The following is a 15,937-nucleotide window of genomic DNA, read 5'->3' on the forward strand; positions in this document are numbered from 1 at the left end:
ATGACCGAGACCGTGGTGGTGGCCACACCCCCCAAAGAGGGTGAGCCGGGGCGGATCAGGCGAGCGCCGGCTCCGCGTCGAGCTCCACGCGGCTGGTCTCCTTGGCGACCAGCAGACAGACGACGCTCAGCAGGGCGAGCGCGGTGAGGAAGTACGCGATCCCGTCGGTGCCCCACCGGGCGATCAGGTCTTCGGCGATGACGAGCGGGACGGCGCCGCCGAGGATGCCCGCGATGTTGTAGCCCAGGCCGGCACCGGTGTAGCGGTACCTCGCCTGGAACATCTCGGGCAGGAAGGCCGCGATCGGACCGTAGTTGAGGCCGAGCACGCACAGGAGCAGGCTGTTGCCGAGGGCGAAGCTCGCGAAGCTGCCCGGCTCCATGACGCCGAAGGCCAGGGGACCGGCGACCACACCGAAGGCGGCCCCCAGCAGCAGGACTGTCCGGCGGCCGAGCACGTCGGAGAGCCAGGCGGAGGCGATCACCGTCGCGCTCATCGCGAACGCGGCCACGATGACCCCGAGCAGGGCCTGGGTCATGCTCAGCCCGAGCGAGCCGACCGCGTAGGCGACCATGAAGCTGGCGCCGGTGTAGAAGGCGCCGAAGACGATCGCCATGATGCCGCCGCCCAGCAGCACCTGCCGCCACTGGTCCCGGAGACAGCCGAGGAACGGCAGCGCGCTGCGGGTGCCGGCCGACTGCACCTTCTTGAACGACGGTGTCTCGGCGATGCTCAGCCGGACCCAGAGACCGACACCGATGAGGACGGCGCTGGCGAGGAACGGGATCCGCCAGCCCCACGCCGCGAACGCGGCCGGCTCCATCAGGCGGAACGTGGTCAGCATCGCGCCGGCGGCGATGATCAGGCCGAGGCTCGGTCCGAGCTGCGGGAACATGCTGTAGCGCCCACGCTTGCCGTGGGCGGCGTACTCGGTGGTGAGGAGCGCGGCACCGGCCCACTCCCCACCGAGCGCGACACCCTGGAGTGCGCGCAGCACCACCAGGATCACCACGGCGCCCCCGCCGATCGACTCCGCGCTCGGGATCAGGCCGATCGCGAACGTCGAGGTGCCCATGATCAGCAGCGTCGTGATCAGCGTGGCCTTGCGGCCGATCCGGTCGCCGTAGTGACCGAAGAGGATCGCGCCGAGCGGTCGGAAGACGAACGCGACCCCGAAGGTCGCGATCGACGCCATGGTGCCCTCGGGACCGCCCATGGACGGGAAGAAGATGGCGTTGAACACCAGGGCCGCTGCGAGGCCGTAGATGAGGAAGTCGTAGAACTCGATGGTGGTGCCGGTCAGTGACGCCGTCGCGACTCGGCGCATGGTGCGCCCGTCGACCTCGGCTCGGCTAGCCGTGATGTCGGCCATGATCGTGCCTCCTACTCGGGGTGGTGAACCGAGTGTGGGGCGGCCGCAACCTGGCCGATACCCCCAGAGGAGTGCCCTCGAAAGAGGGGGTGTGCCACTTGTTGCCTGTGATCGCCGTCACTTACTCTCAACGTCATGAGCACCACCGCGATAGCCGCTGAGGCGCCCTACGACGGGTCCCGGATCGCCCAGACGCTGGCCTCCTTCCGGACCGCGTCGGGACTGGATCTCGCCTTCGGCGGCCCGGTCCGCGGCGACGGCACGGCCATCGACATCACCGCGACCTGCGGCGCGAGGGGCGGTGCGTTGCGCGGGCTACGGGTCGTCAACGGAGAGGGCCTGGGCGGGAAGACCCTGCAGACCCGCCAGCCCGGTTCCGTCGACCACTACTACACAGCTCGCGGGATCACCCACCTCTACGACACCGCCGTCGCCCAGGAGCAGATCCAGACCGTCGCCGCCCTGCCGATCCTGGTGGACCGGACCCCACGGATGCTGATCTACCTGGCCTCCCGGTCGCGCCTGGGTCTCGGTGGCGTCTGGTTCGACGCGCTGCGACCGCTGATCCGCACCCTCGAGCGCGAGATCCTGATCGACGACGAGGTCCGCAACCGGCTCTCCCGGCTGGCCCCGGCGCCGTCACCGGCTCAGAACCCGGTCGAGAGCTCGGCACGACGCGATCTCGCCCAGCGCCGGGAGATGGCCGCCGAGCTCACCGATCTGGCCGGGCAGGTGATCGACCCGGAGGTCCGCGGTCGGCTCGAGGCCATGGTCCGACGTCTCTCCGCCGTGCCGGGGGAGAAGCCGGCCGCCCCGCTGGCCCCGGCCGTGCGCCTGGCCGCCCGTGAGCTCGACGTGCTTCGCCAGGTCGCGCTCGGGAGCAGCAACCGGGAGGCCGCCGAGGCCCTCGGGATCGTGGAGAGCACGGTGAAGTCCTACCTGAAGAGCGCCACCAGGAAGCTCAACGCCAACAACCGGGTCCATGCGGTCCGCGTCGCGCGCGAGGCCGGCCTGATCGACTGACATAGCGGGATCAGGCGAAGATCGTCTCCCAGTCCCGGGCCATGCTGATCACGGTCCACCCCAGCCGGGCACCGACATCGGTGATCGGCTCGGGCTCGGTGAAGGTCTGTGCGGTGCTGACGTAGGAGAACTCCCGCTCGGCATCGTCGTGGTTCACGAGCAGCGCGAGCGTGGGCCCCTCGCCGCCCGCGGCCCACTCGAGCATCTCCCGGTCACCGCCAGAGTTGCCGACAGCGAGGATCGGTCGACGTCCCAGCTGGGTCTGGATGTTCGACACCTTGGCCGCGCCCTCGTTGGCGGCACCGAGCACCCGGGTCGAGCGGCGTAGCTGCGGAGGGTCGGCGACGTAGTCGTACTCGATCAACGTGCCGACCACAGCCTCCGGCGGCACGCCATACAGATCCTGGCTGACCGCTCGGACGAACTCGGTCCCGCCGCCGGTCACGACGGTCACGGTGAAGTCCCGGCGCCTCAGCTCGGCGACGAGCTCGAGCATCGGGACGTAGGTGCAGCTGCGATGCGGCCTCTTGAGCGTCGCATGCTCGCGGCGCGCCATGAACTCACGGACGTGGGCGGTGAACTCCTGGGGGCTCACGCCGTCGAAGAGGCCGGTGAGAGCCATCGCGACCCGCTCCAGCCCGATGTCGCCGATCGCCCGCATGTCGCCCGAGAGCACCGCTGCGAACTCAGCCTGCTCGCCCATGGTCGGGTCGGCCTCTGCCCGGGAACGCAGCGCGTCGACGAAGAAGTCGAACTGCACGTAGGTCGGACGTTCGCACCACAGCGTGCCGTCGTTGTCGAAGCACGCCACTCGGTCGGCCGTCGGCACGGCGTCGGCGGCGTCGAGGAAGGCCAGGACGGCGTCTCGGGTCGCGCCTGGCCGCCAGGATGGCAGCAGCTGCTCGGTCACGGTGTCTCCTCCTGTTGGTCGGGTTCTGGGCGTCGTACGCAACGGAAGCCCATGTGGCTGGTGCCGGTGTCGACCATCTGCGGGCGACGTGCGGCGGGCCGGTAGCGCAGGCAGTAGGTGTCCGCGCACAGGTGCGAGCCGCCCTTGACGACCTTCCGGCCGATCCGGAACTGGGGCTGCGCCGGGTCGAGGCTCTGCTCGAGGTCACCACCGCGGGGGTTGTCGGGGACGCAGCACGGCTTGTCGACCTCGTCGGGGTGTCGATCGGTCCACCAGTCGCTGGTCCACTCCCACACGTTGCCGGCCATGTCGAAGAGCCCGAAGCCGTTGGCCGGGAAGCTGCCGACCGGCGCGGTGCGGGAGAAGCCGCTCTCGCGGGTGTGATGCCAGGGGAAGTCGGGACCGTCCCAGGTGTTGGCCATGATCCGGCCGCCGGGACGAGGCTCGTCGCCCCAGGTGAAGGCCGCGCCCTCCAGCCCGCCGCGGGCGGCGTACTCCCATTCCGCCTCGGTGGGCAGCTCGGCGCCGGCCCACGTGGCGTACGCGACCGCGTCCTCGTAGGCCACATGGACGACCGGGTGGTCGGGCCGGCGCTTGACCGAGCTTCCCGGCCCTTCCGGTGCCGACCAGCACGCCCCCGGCGTCCAGGTCCACCACTGGCTGACGTGCCGGAGGTCGACCGGGCCGGGGGTGGGGGTGAAGACGAGCGAACCTGGTTGGAGGTTCTCCGGGGGAGCGTCGGGGAAGGCGGCCGGGTCGACCGGCCGCTCCGCGACGGTGACGTAGCGCGTCTTGCGTACGAACTTCGCGAACTGTGCGTTCGTCACCTGGTGGGTGTCGATGGAGAACGCCCCGACCCGCACGCGGTGGGTCGGGGCCTCCTCCGGATAGTGGTCGTCGGAACCCATGGTGAAGACGCCACCCGGCAGGCTGATCTGCATCTCAGCTGCTCGGCATGCCGGCCTCGAGCTTCGCGAGCACCTTGTCGACGCTGAAGCTCGGCGGTTCCTGCCGTGGCGGGAACTCAGCCAAGGAGGCCGCCATCTTCGCCACGTACATCTGCGCCGGAACCGCGAGCCAGGCGTGGTCGAGGACCCAGTCGTAGTAGGTGTTGGAGGTGATGTCGGCGCGCTCGTACGGGTCCGTGCGCAGGTTGAAGAACTTCGGCACCCGCAGCTGGACATACGGTTCTGCCCACACCCGCAGCGTGCCGGTAGCGCGCTGCTCGAGGAACACCAGCTTCCAGTTGTCGAAACGCAACCCGGTCAGGTCACCGTCGTCGGACACGTAGAAGAAGTGCTGGCGCGGGCTCGTGTCGCTGGCGCCGGTGATGTAGTCGAGCTGGTTGTGCCCGTCGAGGTGCACCTTGTAGGTCGTGCCGTCGAGGTCCGTCCCCGCCTTCAGCCGGTCGGCGATGTCTGGGTCACCCGCTGCCGCCAGCAGCGTCACGAACCAGTCGTTGTGGCTGACGATGCCGTTCAGGACCGTCCCGGCCGGGATGTGCCCGGGCCAGCGGACCATCGCCGGCACGCGATAGGCACCTTCCCAGTTCGAGTTCTTCTCGTTCCGGAACGGGGTCATGCCCGCGTCCGGCCAGCTGTTCATGTGCGGCCCGTTGTCGGTGGAGTACATCACGATGGTGTTCTCGGCCAGACCGTTCTCGTCGAGGTAGTCGAGCACCGATCCGACCAGCTCGTCGTGATCGACCATCGTGTCGTGATACTCCGACTGCCAGCGGCCGGCCTTACCACGGCTGCCGTCCTTGATATGTGTGCGGAAGTGCATGTGGGTGGTGTTGAGCCACACGAAGAACGGGGTGTCGCTCGCCTGGGCATCACTCATGAACCGCAGCGCCTCGGGGAGGATCTCGTCGTCGATGGTCTTCATCCGCTCCTTGGTGAGCGGCCCGGTGTCCTCGATGCGCTGTCCGCCCTGACCGTCGGCCCAGGTGTGGATCACGCCACGAGGACCGAAGCGCTTCCGGAAGTCCGGAAACTCCTCGTCGGTCGGATAGTCCGGGAGCTCCGGCTCCTCCTCGGCGTTGAGGTGGTAGAGGTTCCCGAAGAACTCGTCGAATCCGTGCATGGTGGGCAGGAACTCGTCGCGGTCGCCGAAGTGGTTCTTGCCGAACTGCCCGGTGGCATACCCCAGCGTCTTCAGCGCGGTGGCGATGGTCGGGTCCTCCGCGCGCAGGCCGATGTCCGCACCCGGAAAGCCGACCTTGGTCAGCCCCGTGCGGTAGGGGTTCTGACCGGTGATGAACGCAGCGCGACCCGCAGTGCAGCTCTGCTCACCGTAATAGTCGGTGAAGCGGACGCCCTCAGCCGCGATCCGGTCGATGTTGGGCGTGCGGTAGCCCATCAGACCATCGCTGTAACAGCTCAGGTTGCTGATGCCGATGTCGTCACCCCAGATGATCAGGATGTTGGGCTTGTCGGTCATGAAACCTCCTCGGATTGTCCTCGAAGGCTAGGCAGGCCGTGAGGCTGACGGCCTCACCCGACAAGGGTGACCCGGTCACCCGTCAGTCGGGGATCGTGACGACCTCGACGACGTTGATGTCGAGAGCGCCCAGGGCGTGCAGGATGCCCTGCAGCGCCTCTTGGTCGGGCACCTCTCCGGTGAGGGTCGACTGCTCACGGTGTGCCTGGGCCGCCAGCTGAGGGAACGCCTTCTGAAGCTCCTTGGAGAGCTCACCGTTCACCCGGATCAGCACCCTTGTCATGGTTTGCCTCGACTGCTCACGGTTTGCACGGTACGTACCGTCCGCGACGCCTGGTTCACCGAATTCGGGTGAGGCCGCTGCCCACCTCCGCCGGAAGGGTCGACGGTGAAAGGTAGTCAACGACAGCAAGGACTCATGATGGCGACCCTGACGGTATGGAAGTACGACACGACCGACGGTGCGGACGAGGCTGTGAAGAACCTGGAGGAGCTCGTCCAGCAGGACCTCATCGTTCTCGAGGACGCGGCTACCGTGCGCTGGGAGGTCGGCAAGAAGAAGCCGAAGACCCGCCAGCTGGCCAGCACCAAGGCCCTCGGCGCGATGAGCGGCACGTTCTGGGGCATGCTCTTCGGACTCATCTTCTTCGTCCCGCTGCTGGGAGCTGCGGTCGGCGCCGCAGCAGGTGCCCTGTCCGGATCGCTGACCGACGTGGGCATCGACGACGCCTTCATCAACAAGGTCCGTGACCAGGTCACCCCGGGCACGTCGGCGCTGTTCCTGATGACCTCTGACGCGGTGATCGACAAGGTCCGCGAGGCCATGCGCGGCAACGAGGGTGAGCTGATCTTCACCAACCTCAGCAGTGAGCAGGAGGCGGCGCTGCGCGAGGTCTTCGCCGAGTGACGTCATGGCGACTCTGACTGCATGGCTCTATGACCGGATCATGGGCGCCTCGGACGCCGAGGTCTGGCTCAGAGACCTGCAGGAGCGTGATGCGCTCACCGTGCACGATGCGATCACGCTCACCTGGTTCCCGGGAGCGGAGGAGCCGCAGATCGGCCATCTCCGCCACCGCACGGCGGGCGCGGCAGCCAAGGGCTCGCTGCTCGGTGGTCTCCTCGGGATCCTCGTGCTCAACCCGGTCGCGGGCGCTGCCGTGGGGGCGGCGTCCGCGGCCGCGGTCGCACGGCTCAGGCAGACCGGCATCGGGGACGACCTGCTCCAACCGATCGTCGAGCACCTCGAGCCCGGAAAGTCCGCGCTCGTGGTCCTGAGCAGCGACGGAGACCCGGCCGCGGTAGCCGCGGCCCTGAAGCACGGAGACCCCACACTCCTGTACGCACAGCTGGATGACGACGTCGCGGACGAGCTCCGTGAGCTCCTCCGCGACGAGACCACTGAACCGACTGACGACGGAGACTGATCATGGCGATGAACCAACCACCCGCCCGACGACAGCAGCCGACGGTCAACGCCGGCAGGCTCTGGGCAGGAGGCGCCGCGGCAGCGGTCGTGGCCGCCCTGATCGCGATCACCGGGATCGTGATCGCACGCGGCATCTTCGACATACCTGTCCTCGCACCCAAGGGTGACGGGGTGTGGGGAGGCGCCTCGACGCTGTGGTACGCCATCTGGGCCGCTGTCGCCGGGCTGCTGGCCACGGCGGTCGCCCATGTGCTCCTCCTGACCACCCCGCAGCCGCGGACCTTCTTCGGCTGGATCATCGGCCTGGCCACGGTGATCGCGGCGCTGTGGCCGTTCACGTCCGACGCGGACCTCGACGCCAAGATCGTCACGATGCTGCTCAACCTGATCATCGGCGTCGCCATCGGCTCCCTGGTGTCGGCCGTCGCGCAGAGCGCCATCCGGCCCGAGCCGCTCCAGGCGCCGCACCCGCCGCAGGGACCACAGCCCCCACGGGTGTAGCCCAAGCGTGTCCACGGACCGTCCTCGAGCACATGTCGCGTGCTCGAGGACGGTCCGTATCCACGCGCTCACCCGTATCGGGCGATACACCCTTCGTCGGCTGGGATCGACCATGGATCCGTGAATCCCACGGCGCAAGGTCCGGAAGCGACGGTCACGAGCTGGCCACCACCGTTCAGAGTCCTGGCGGTCCTGCTGGGATCGGCATCGGTGGTGATCCTGGTGGCCGGGCTGCAGGCGGCCCACAACATCCTCGGCCCGATATTCCTCGCGATGGTGCTCACCATCGTGGTCCATCCGGCGCGGACCTGGCTGGCGCGACGCGTACCCGCCGGCCTCGCCACCGCCCTCTCCATCATCGTCGTCGTCGTCGGTGTCGTCGGACTCGGCGTGTGCACGGTGCTTGCGGTGGCTCGCTTCGCCACGTTGCTGGGCACCTACGCCCCCGTCGCCAAGGAGAAGGTCGATGACCTGACGGCCTGGCTCGCGAAGGTCGGCATCGGCTCGGACGAGGTCGAAGCTGTCGCCAGATCCTTCGACCTCTCGAACCTGCTGACCCTGGTCTCGGGGGCGCTCAACGGGATGTTCGGACTGCTCTCCACGCTGGTCTTCATCCTGGCGATGTGCCTGTTCATGGCCATCGACGCGACCGCCCTCCCGCGCCAGCTGACCTCGATCGGCCGCCGCCGGCCCGCCCTCGTACGAGCCCTGGCCTCGTTCGCGGTGGGGACCCGCCGCTATCTGTTGGTCTCGACCGTGTTCGGACTGATCGTGGCCGTGCTCGACACGGCAGCTCTCTACTTCCTCGGCGTGCCTGCACCGCTGGTCTGGGGGCTGCTCGCGTTCCTGACCAACTACATCCCGAACATCGGCTTCATCATCGGGCTGGTGCCGCCGGCGATCCTCGCCCTGCTCGACGGGGACTTCAAGCTGATGCTCGCGGTCATCGTCGTCTACTCCCTGCTCAACGTGATCATCCAGTCGGTGATCCAGCCGAAGGTCGTCGGGGAAGCGGTCGGTCTCTCGGTGACACTGACGTTCCTGTCCCTGATCTTCTGGTCATGGATCATGGGGCCGATCGGTGCCGTCATGGCGGTCCCGTTCACCCTGTTCGTCCGCGCGATCTTCGTCGAGGCCGACCCCGCGAAGCGCTGGCTGATGCCGCTCATCGCGGGAAGCGCTCCGGTGGAGCTACTCGGGGATGGTGACGATCTCGATGACGTCGACCCCCAGCGCGCTGAGTAGGTCCAGCACGCGCTGAAGCTCGTCGTCGGCGAGGTCGCCGACCAGGGTCGTCGTCGCCCGCTGAGTGGCGAGGTTCAGGTGGGGGAGCGTCGCGAGGTCGTCGTCGGACACCGCCGAGTCCACTCGAATGAGGATCCGCGTCATGAGGGCATCACTCCGATGAGGTGTCTGTTCATGATGGCTCCAGCGACTGACCTGGACGATGTTGTTACCAAGGTAAATCGCCCGACGCCCGCTGTGGTCACCGGAAACGGGCGAGGGTGACTGGTCGGGACAGGAGGAACACTGCTCACGTGAACGTGGCAGCTCTGCGGAGCCGGGTCGAGGAGTGGGCAAGTCACGTCCCGCTGTTGCAGCGGCTCGCCACCGAGTTCTTCCGCATCGAGTTCCTCGACCGGTGCATGCTGATCGCAGCCCAGGCCTTGCTGGCCATGGTGCCCATGCTGGTCGTCATCGCGGCGTTCCTGCCTGAGCTCACCGCGAGCGCGTTGCAGCAGATGGCCTCGGTCACCGGCGTCGGGGACGACGCGGTCCGCCAGGTGACGGGCGAGCTCGATCTGAGCCGGGTGCGCTCCGAGACCGGAGCGCTCGGTCTGGTGATCACGATCGTGTCGGCGACCTCTTTCGGTCGCGCCGTGCAGCGGGTGTTCGAGCGGGTCTGGGAGCAGAAGCACGTCGGAGGCCTGCGTGGGGGCGCACGCTGTCTCATCTGGGTGGTCGTCTTCCTGGGTTGCCTCGGGGCGGTCAACGGCGTGATCAACCTGCTCACCGATCCCGGGAACCCACTCCGGCCGGCACTCCAGATGCTGGGCTCGTGTGCCGCCTGGTGGGGGAGCGCCTGGGTGCTGCTGTTCGGACGGGTGAACCGATGGGTCCTGCTGCCGGGTGCCGTGCTGACCGGCGTCGTGCAGGTCATCTACGGCCGTGGCTCGGCGTGGGTCATGCCGACGTACGTCGAGTCGAACGCCGAGCAGTTCGGCACGCTGGGGGTGATCCTGTCGCTCTCGACGTGGCTCATCGGGTTCGCCGGCATCGTCGTCGGAGGCGCGCTGCTCGGGCGGCTGCTCGTCGAGGACCCGATCATCGCGCGGACCGTTCGACACGGGCGTGACTTTCTCACCCGGAGCAGGTGAGGACGGGGGAGCGTGGCTGCGCTGAGGTCAGGCCATGCAAGAAGCCATCGGCCAGTCCCTGCCGATCGCGGTGGGTGTGCTCGTCAGTCCCATGCCGATCGTCGCGCTCGTCCTGATGCTGGTCAGCCGGCACGCCGCCTCGAACGGGACGGCCTTCGTCCTCGGCTGGCTGGCAGGCATCTTCACCCTCGGCACGCTGGTCGCGCTGCTGGCCGGTGGCGCGACCTCGGGCAGCGAGGAGCCTCCGACCTGGGTGGCCCTGCTGAAGATCGCCCTCGGAGCCCTGCTCCTCCTGCTGGCCGTACGCAGCTGGCGGGGCCGGCCGGGTGCAGGAGAGACCGCTCCGGTCCCGAAGTGGATGGAGGCGCTCGACGAGTTCACCGCGGTCAAGGCGTTCGGCACAGGCGTGCTGCTGGGATCGGTGAACCCCAAGAACCTGCTGCTCGTGGTCTCGGCGGCCACCACGATCGCGTCCGCGACCTCGGAGACGAACGACCAGATCATCGCGATGGTCGTCTTCACCGTGGTGGCGAGCCTGGGGTTGCTCGTGCCGTTCGGTATCTACCTGGTCACCGGTGAACGGGCGGCCGAGCTGCTGGAGAGCATCAAGGGCTGGATGATCGCGAACAACGCGGCGATCATGACCGTCCTGCTGCTCGTCCTCGGAGTCAAGATGGTCGGCGACGGAATGGGGTCTTTCTGATGGACACGTCAACATGGATCGCGACGCTGGTCAGCGGTGCTCTCGTCGTCGCACACATCGCCATCTGCGTGGTGGCGCTCGGTGTGATCCCCGGCCGGCGCCGGCCGTCGACGGGGCTGGCCTGGCTGTTCCTCATCCTCGCGCTGCCGGCGTTCGGCCTGCTCGCGTTCGTGCTCTTCGGAAGCACCAACGTCGGCCGCAAGCGCCGCACCTGGCAGCGAGAGGTCAACGAGCTGATCAGCGCAGACATCAAGAACGACCCGGCGACCCTCGCCGCGCCCGAGGGCCAGTCCCGGGGAGCCGTCCGCCTGAACGAGCGCCTGGGATCGTTGCCGCTGACGGGTGACAACCGGGTCGAGGTGCACCCCGAGTACGCGAAGACCGTCGCGGCGATGGCCGACGACGTACGCCGGGCGCGCTCGTTCGTCCACGTCGAGTTCTACATCTCGGCCTGGGACGAGCTCACCGGTGACGTCTTCGACGCGCTCGTGGAGGCCGCTGGTCGCGGCGTGGAGGTCCGGTTCCTCTTCGACCACCTGGGCTCGCGAGGCATCCCGGGCTACCAGGACCTGCTCGCGAAGCTGGAGGGCACCGGCATCACGTGGGCCCCGATGCTGCCGATCCGGCCGCTGCGGGGCGAGCTCCGCCGACCGGACCTGCGCAACCACCGCAAGATCCTCGTCGTCGACGGCGCGGTCGCCTATGCGGGATCGCAGAACCTCATCGAGCCCGGCTACAACAAACCCAAGAACCACAAGGTCGGGCGCAAGTGGGTCGACCTAATGGTCCGGGTCGAGGGACCGGTGGTCCGAGACCTGGCCATCGTCTTCGCGACGGACTGGTATGCCGAGACCGGTGAGAACATCCGCGGCAAGCTCACCCAGGCCGCACCCCTCGAGGGGGAGCGGACCGGCCAAGCCGCCGAGAGCGTGGCCTGCCAGGTCGTCCCCAGTGGCCCGGGTTTCGTGACCGAGAACAACCTGCGCCTGTTCAACACCCTGATCTACGCCGCGAAGTCACGCGTCTGTCTGGTCAGCCCCTACTTCGTCCCCGACGACTCGCTGCTCTATGCCGTCACCACCGCTGCCCAGCGGGGCGTCGAGGTCGAGCTGTTCGTGAACGAGGGCGCCGACCAGTTCATGGTCTTCCACGCGCAGCGTTCCTACTACGCCGACCTCCTCGACGCCGGTGTCCGGATCCGGCTGTACCCGGCGCCGTACGTCCTGCACACCAAGTTCTTCACCGTCGACGACTCGATCGCCGTCGTCGGCTCCTCGAACATGGACTACCGGTCGTTCGCGCTCAACTACGAGGTGATCGTGCTGCTCGAGAGCGAGCAGGTCGTCGACGACCTGCAGAGCGTGCTCGACGACTACCGGGAGAAGTCGAGCGAGCTCAGCGCCGAGGAGTGGTCACGGCGTGGGCTCGGCGCCCGCTACGTCGACAACGTCATGCGCCTGACGGCGGCTCTTCAGTAGCCGCCGCCAGCGCGGCCTCGACGGTCGGGTAGACCCGCGGGCCGTCGCCCTCGGCGGCCTTCTCCAGCACGTCGCGTACCTGACCGACGTCGCCGGCGAGGGCCAGGTCGGCGCCGTCACGCTGCAGATCGCCTCGCAGCTGGGTCAGCATGGCGGTCGCGGTGACGTCGATCGACGGCGTGGCTCGGCCGTCCAGGACCACCAGCCGGAGATCGGGCACGTCGGCGGCGAGCTCGCGCACACGCTCACGGACGTAGTCGGCGTTCGCGAACAGCAACGAGGCCTCGACCCTGACCACGAGGACGCCGGGGACTCCCGCGTAGTCGGGGTTGCGCACCTGGTCGACCCAGAGCCCGGGGTGCGTGCCCGATCCGTCCACAGGGCCGCCGTCCACAGGGCTGCCGTCGACGGGAGCCAGCGGTGCGATGTGCGGCCGCGACGTGCGGGCGATGAGCAGGACGACCGAGACGCAGATGCCGATCACGAGACCGGGCAGCGTGTCGAAGAGGAGCACGCCGATCAAGGCGGCGAGGGCACCGACGAAGTCGGCACGGGCGCTGAGCTGGTAGACCTTGGTGACCTGCCCGGTGCGGACGCGCCACAGCCGGCGCAGCGCGGAGATGTCGACGAGCTCGATGACCGCCGCGATGACGATCGCGGCCAGCGTGGCCTCCGGGAGGTCGGAGAAGAGCCGGGTCATGAACAGCAGCGTCAGCAGCGTGAGCACGGCCGCGGTCACCGCCGAGAGCTGCGACTTGGCCCCGGCCGAGCCGTTGACCGCTGTCTTCGACAGGGAGCCGTTGACCACCATGCCGCTGGCCAGGCCGGATCCGAGGTTCGAGATGCCCAGGCCGAGGAGCTCACGGTTCGGGTCGATGTCGTAACCGCTCTTGGCGGCGTACGTCTTCGCGGCTCCCAGCCCCTCGGCGAACCCGACGAGCATGACGCCGACAGCAGCGGCGATCAGGTCGCGGAACTCCGGAGCCGTGACGTCCGGGAAGCCGATGGTCGGCAGGCCGGCGTCGATGTGGCCCACGATGTCGAGCCCGTGGTCGTCGAGGTTCAGCAGCGCGGTGAGCGCGATACAGACCAGCGCGACCACCAGCGACCCGGGCAGGAGGGGCATCAACCGTCGCAGCACCAGCAGCACGACGAGGCTGCTGACCCCGACGGCGATGGTCAGAGCGTCGACGTCGCCGAGGTGGAGCAGCAGGTCCCAGGCCTTCTCGAAGAAGTTGCCCGAGCCCTTCTCCACCCCCACCAGGGACGGCAGCTGTCCGATGATGATCGTCAGCGCGAGCCCGATGATGAAGCCGCGGAGCACCGGTTCGCTGATGAACGCCGCCAAGAAGCCGAGGCGCAACAGCCCGGCGATCAACGCCACGATGCCGGTCGCGACCGCCAGCCCGGCGGTCAGCGTGACGACATCCGCGCCACCGGCGGCGAAGGACGCGACGACTCCCGCCGAGAGCGCCGCGGTCGCCGACATCGGTGCGACGACAAGGTGGCGCGAGGAGCCGAACACGCTGTAGAGCACCAGCGCGGGCACGGCGGCGTAGAGACCTACCACGGGCGGTACGCCGGCGATGGTCGCATAAGCGAGCGACTCGGGCACCAGCACGGCCCACACGGTGAGCCCGGCGAGGATGTCCGGCCTGATCCACGAGGGTGAGTAGTCGCTGAACGACGGAGCGATGAGTCTGGCCACGATCGGTCAGACTGCTACGCCGCTCGCGGCCGCGTATCGCCCGGAAGGGGTGAGCATCGGGTCACCCGTCCCGGGGGAGGCGTACCGATCTCGGCCGACGACACGATGTCGTGACCGCGTGGGCCCGACGTGCGAGGCCTTCCTCGTACCCGGATTGGAGCGCTGGTGGCCAAGGGCAACACCGAACCCGACCCGGACGGTCGTACGTCGCTGCGTCGGCTGTACGCGGGGACGCTGCGCCGCACCCAGACCCGCGCCCAGCGCATCCTCCGGCGCGAGGTGGACGAGCTCACGCCGAAGAAGCGCGACTGGCGCCGCGACCTGGTCGCCGGGCTGCCCGGCGCGATCGCCAGCGTTCCCGACGGAATGGCGTCGAGCGTGCTCGCCGGGGTGAACCCCTCCCACGGCCTCTACGCCTCCTTCGCCGGCCCGATCGCCGGCGGGATGACCTCGTCGACCAAGATGATGGTCGTCGCCACGACCGGTGCCTCTGCGCTGGCAGCAGGCTCGGTCATCGCCGGTCACGACGCCGCCGACCGCTCGGACGCGATGATCCTGCTGACCCTGGTCTCCGGCGCGTTGATGCTCCTGGCCGCGCTGCTCAGGCTGAGCCGCTACATCCGGTTCGTCTCCTACTCGGTGATGCTCGGCTTCCTCACAGGCGTGTCCGTCAACATCGTGCTCGGCCAGCTCCCGGACATCGCCGGGGTGGACGCCGAGGGGCCCTTCGCGGCGGCCAAGGCCTGGGACCTGCTCACGCGGCTCGGGGAGAGCAGCCTGCCCACGGTCGCGACCGGTCTGGGAGCGTTGCTCCTGCTGCTCCTCCTGGCCCCGACCAGGCTGGCGGTGGCCTCGTCGTTGCTCGCGCTGGTGCTGCCGACCGCCGTGGTCCTGCTGACCGACGCCGACGTCCTCCGGGTCAAGGACACCGGCAAGATCCCGCAGGGGCTGCCTGCCCCGCAGCTGCCGGACCTGAGTCTGCTGGACCTGGACATGATCACCGGCGGGTTCGCGATCGCCGCGCTCGTGCTCATCCAGGGTGCCGGGGTGGCCGAGGCCGTCCCGAACCCTGACGGCAGCAGATCCTCGACGCGCCGGGACTTCACCTCTCAAGGCCTCGCCAACATCGCCTCGGGGTTCTTCGGCGGTCAGCCGGTGGGCGGGTCCGTCGGACAGACGGCCCTCAACGCCACCGCCGGCGCAGCCTCCCGGTGGGGTGCGATCTGGGCGGGCATCTGGATGGCGGTGATCCTCGTCCTGCTCTCGGGCGTCGTCGGCGAGGTCGCGATGCCGACGCTTGCGGCGGTGCTGATCTTCGCGGGCGCCGCCTCGATCCGGCCCCGCGAGGTGGTCTCCGTCGCTCGGACCGGGGTCATCCCCGCCGTCGCCATGACAGCGACCTTCGCCGCCGTGATCGTGCTGCCGGTGGCGCAGGCGGTCGGCATCGGCGTCGTCGCCTCGCTGCTGCTGCAGCTGCGGCAGGAGTCGCTGGACCTGAGGCTCATCCGCATCGAGCGGGACGAGAAGGGACGCCTCCGCGAGGCGCCGGTGCCGCGGGTGCTCACGCGCGGCGACCTGCTCGTGCTCGAGGCGTACGGCTCGCTCTTCTACGCCGGCGTGCGCACGCTGCAGCGCCGACTGCCCCTGCCCCCGGAGCAGGCCGAGCCGGACACGTCGCCGACGGCGCTCACCACCGCGGTGGTGCTGCGGCTGCGCGGCAGGACGACGCTGGGGGCCACCTTCGTCAAGGTGATGGGGGACTATGCCCGGGATCTGCACGACGCGGGCGCTCGGTTGTACCTGTCCGGGGTCGACCCCGATCTGGTCGAGAGGTGGACGGCGGACGGTACGCTCGAGAGACTCAGCGGCGTCCACATCGAGCCGGCGACGGCGATCCTGGGGGAGTCCACCCATGCGGCCGTGGTCGCAGCGGCGAGACCGCCCACCGACGAACCGGGGTGAGCCGAGATGAGCCGGGGGAGCCGGGCGAAGC

General features: G+C 68.9%; 16 protein-coding genes. 9 read left to right on the top strand and 7 right to left on the bottom strand.

The window, feature by feature from the left end; all coding sequences use genetic code 11:
* Positions 1-55: 55 nt before the first annotated feature.
* Complete coding sequence (locus tag WBG06_RS16110; RefSeq protein WP_336737878.1) at positions 56-1,372, bottom strand: MFS transporter; 1,317 nt, start codon at positions 1,370-1,372, stop codon at positions 56-58.
* 135 nt (positions 1,373-1,507) lie between these two features.
* On the opposite strand from WBG06_RS16110, the gene WBG06_RS16115 reads away from it, so the two are divergent.
* Positions 1,508-2,395, top strand: coding sequence for a helix-turn-helix transcriptional regulator (locus WBG06_RS16115; protein WP_336737879.1), 888 nt, complete (start codon positions 1,508-1,510; stop codon positions 2,393-2,395).
* A gap of 10 nt (positions 2,396-2,405) precedes the next feature.
* Here WBG06_RS16115 and WBG06_RS16120 read toward each other — a convergent pair whose 3' ends face one another.
* From WBG06_RS16120 to WBG06_RS16135, 4 genes are all read right to left on the bottom strand, one after another.
* The gene (locus WBG06_RS16120) at positions 2,406-3,305 is read right to left on the bottom strand and encodes a haloacid dehalogenase-like hydrolase (protein ID WP_336737880.1); all 900 of its coding nucleotides are present in this window, start codon (positions 3,303-3,305) and stop codon (positions 2,406-2,408) included.
* The gene (locus WBG06_RS16125; protein WP_336737881.1) at positions 3,302-4,246 is read right to left on the bottom strand and encodes a formylglycine-generating enzyme family protein; all 945 of its coding nucleotides are present in this window, start codon (positions 4,244-4,246) and stop codon (positions 3,302-3,304) included. The genes WBG06_RS16120 and WBG06_RS16125 overlap by 4 nt, the downstream gene beginning before the upstream one ends.
* A 1-nt stretch (position 4,247) precedes the next feature.
* On the bottom strand, positions 4,248-5,747 hold the full coding sequence (locus WBG06_RS16130) for an arylsulfatase (RefSeq protein WP_336737882.1): 1,500 nt from the start codon (positions 5,745-5,747) through the stop codon (positions 4,248-4,250).
* Positions 5,748-5,829: 82 nt separating this feature from the next.
* Positions 5,830-6,030, bottom strand: a complete 201-nt coding sequence (locus WBG06_RS16135) for a hypothetical protein (RefSeq protein WP_336737883.1) — start codon at positions 6,028-6,030, stop codon at positions 5,830-5,832.
* A gap of 138 nt (positions 6,031-6,168) precedes the next feature.
* Between WBG06_RS16135 and WBG06_RS16140 the strand changes: the two genes are divergently transcribed.
* The 4 genes from WBG06_RS16140 (at position 6,169) to WBG06_RS16155 (ending at position 8,922) form a co-directional block, all read left to right on the top strand.
* Positions 6,169-6,654, top strand: a complete 486-nt coding sequence (locus WBG06_RS16140) for a DUF1269 domain-containing protein (RefSeq protein ID WP_336737885.1) — start codon at positions 6,169-6,171, stop codon at positions 6,652-6,654.
* Positions 6,655-6,658: 4 nt separating this feature from the next.
* Positions 6,659-7,174, top strand: coding sequence for a DUF1269 domain-containing protein (locus tag WBG06_RS16145; protein ID WP_336737886.1), 516 nt, complete (start codon positions 6,659-6,661; stop codon positions 7,172-7,174).
* A gap of 2 nt (positions 7,175-7,176) precedes the next feature.
* The gene (locus WBG06_RS16150) at positions 7,177-7,677 is read left to right on the top strand and encodes a DUF6069 family protein (protein ID WP_336737887.1); all 501 of its coding nucleotides are present in this window, start codon (positions 7,177-7,179) and stop codon (positions 7,675-7,677) included.
* Positions 7,678-7,797: 120 nt separating this feature from the next.
* Positions 7,798-8,922 (top strand): AI-2E family transporter, encoded by a 1,125-nt coding sequence (locus tag WBG06_RS16155; RefSeq protein ID WP_336737889.1) that lies wholly within the window; start codon positions 7,798-7,800, stop codon positions 8,920-8,922.
* Here WBG06_RS16155 and WBG06_RS16160 read toward each other — a convergent pair.
* Positions 8,869-9,066 (bottom strand): hypothetical protein, encoded by a 198-nt coding sequence (locus WBG06_RS16160; protein ID WP_336737890.1) that lies wholly within the window; start codon positions 9,064-9,066, stop codon positions 8,869-8,871. The two genes, WBG06_RS16155 and WBG06_RS16160, sit on opposite strands and share 54 nt — an antisense overlap.
* Positions 9,067-9,215: 149 nt before the next feature.
* Between WBG06_RS16160 and WBG06_RS16165 the strand changes: the two genes are divergently transcribed.
* From WBG06_RS16165 to cls, 3 genes are read left to right on the top strand one after another with little or no spacing between them, the layout of a single operon-like run.
* Positions 9,216-10,055 carry a YhjD/YihY/BrkB family envelope integrity protein gene (locus tag WBG06_RS16165; RefSeq protein ID WP_336737891.1) on the top strand — a complete coding sequence of 280 codons (840 nt, stop codon included), beginning with the start codon at positions 9,216-9,218 and terminating at the stop codon, positions 10,053-10,055.
* A 34-nt stretch (positions 10,056-10,089) separates the two neighbouring features.
* The gene (locus WBG06_RS16170) at positions 10,090-10,758 is read left to right on the top strand and encodes a GAP family protein (RefSeq protein ID WP_336737892.1); all 669 of its coding nucleotides are present in this window, start codon (positions 10,090-10,092) and stop codon (positions 10,756-10,758) included.
* Positions 10,758-12,236 (top strand): cardiolipin synthase, encoded by a 1,479-nt coding sequence (gene cls, locus WBG06_RS16175; RefSeq protein WP_336737893.1) that lies wholly within the window; start codon positions 10,758-10,760, stop codon positions 12,234-12,236. The genes WBG06_RS16170 and cls overlap by 1 nt, the downstream gene beginning before the upstream one ends.
* Here cls and WBG06_RS16180 read toward each other — a convergent pair.
* Positions 12,208-13,944, bottom strand: a complete 1,737-nt coding sequence (locus WBG06_RS16180; RefSeq protein WP_336737894.1) for a SulP family inorganic anion transporter — start codon at positions 13,942-13,944, stop codon at positions 12,208-12,210. The two genes, cls and WBG06_RS16180, sit on opposite strands and share 29 nt — an antisense overlap.
* Before the next feature lie 165 nt (positions 13,945-14,109).
* On the opposite strand from WBG06_RS16180, the gene WBG06_RS16185 reads away from it, so the two are divergent.
* Complete coding sequence (locus WBG06_RS16185; protein ID WP_336737895.1) at positions 14,110-15,906, top strand: SulP family inorganic anion transporter; 1,797 nt, start codon at positions 14,110-14,112, stop codon at positions 15,904-15,906.
* Positions 15,907-15,937 lie beyond the last annotated feature (31 nt).

Origin of the sequence: Nocardioides sp. CCNWLW239, assembly GCF_037137035.1 — a bacterium.
Taxonomy (GTDB): Bacteria; Actinomycetota; Actinomycetes; order Propionibacteriales; family Nocardioidaceae; genus Nocardioides.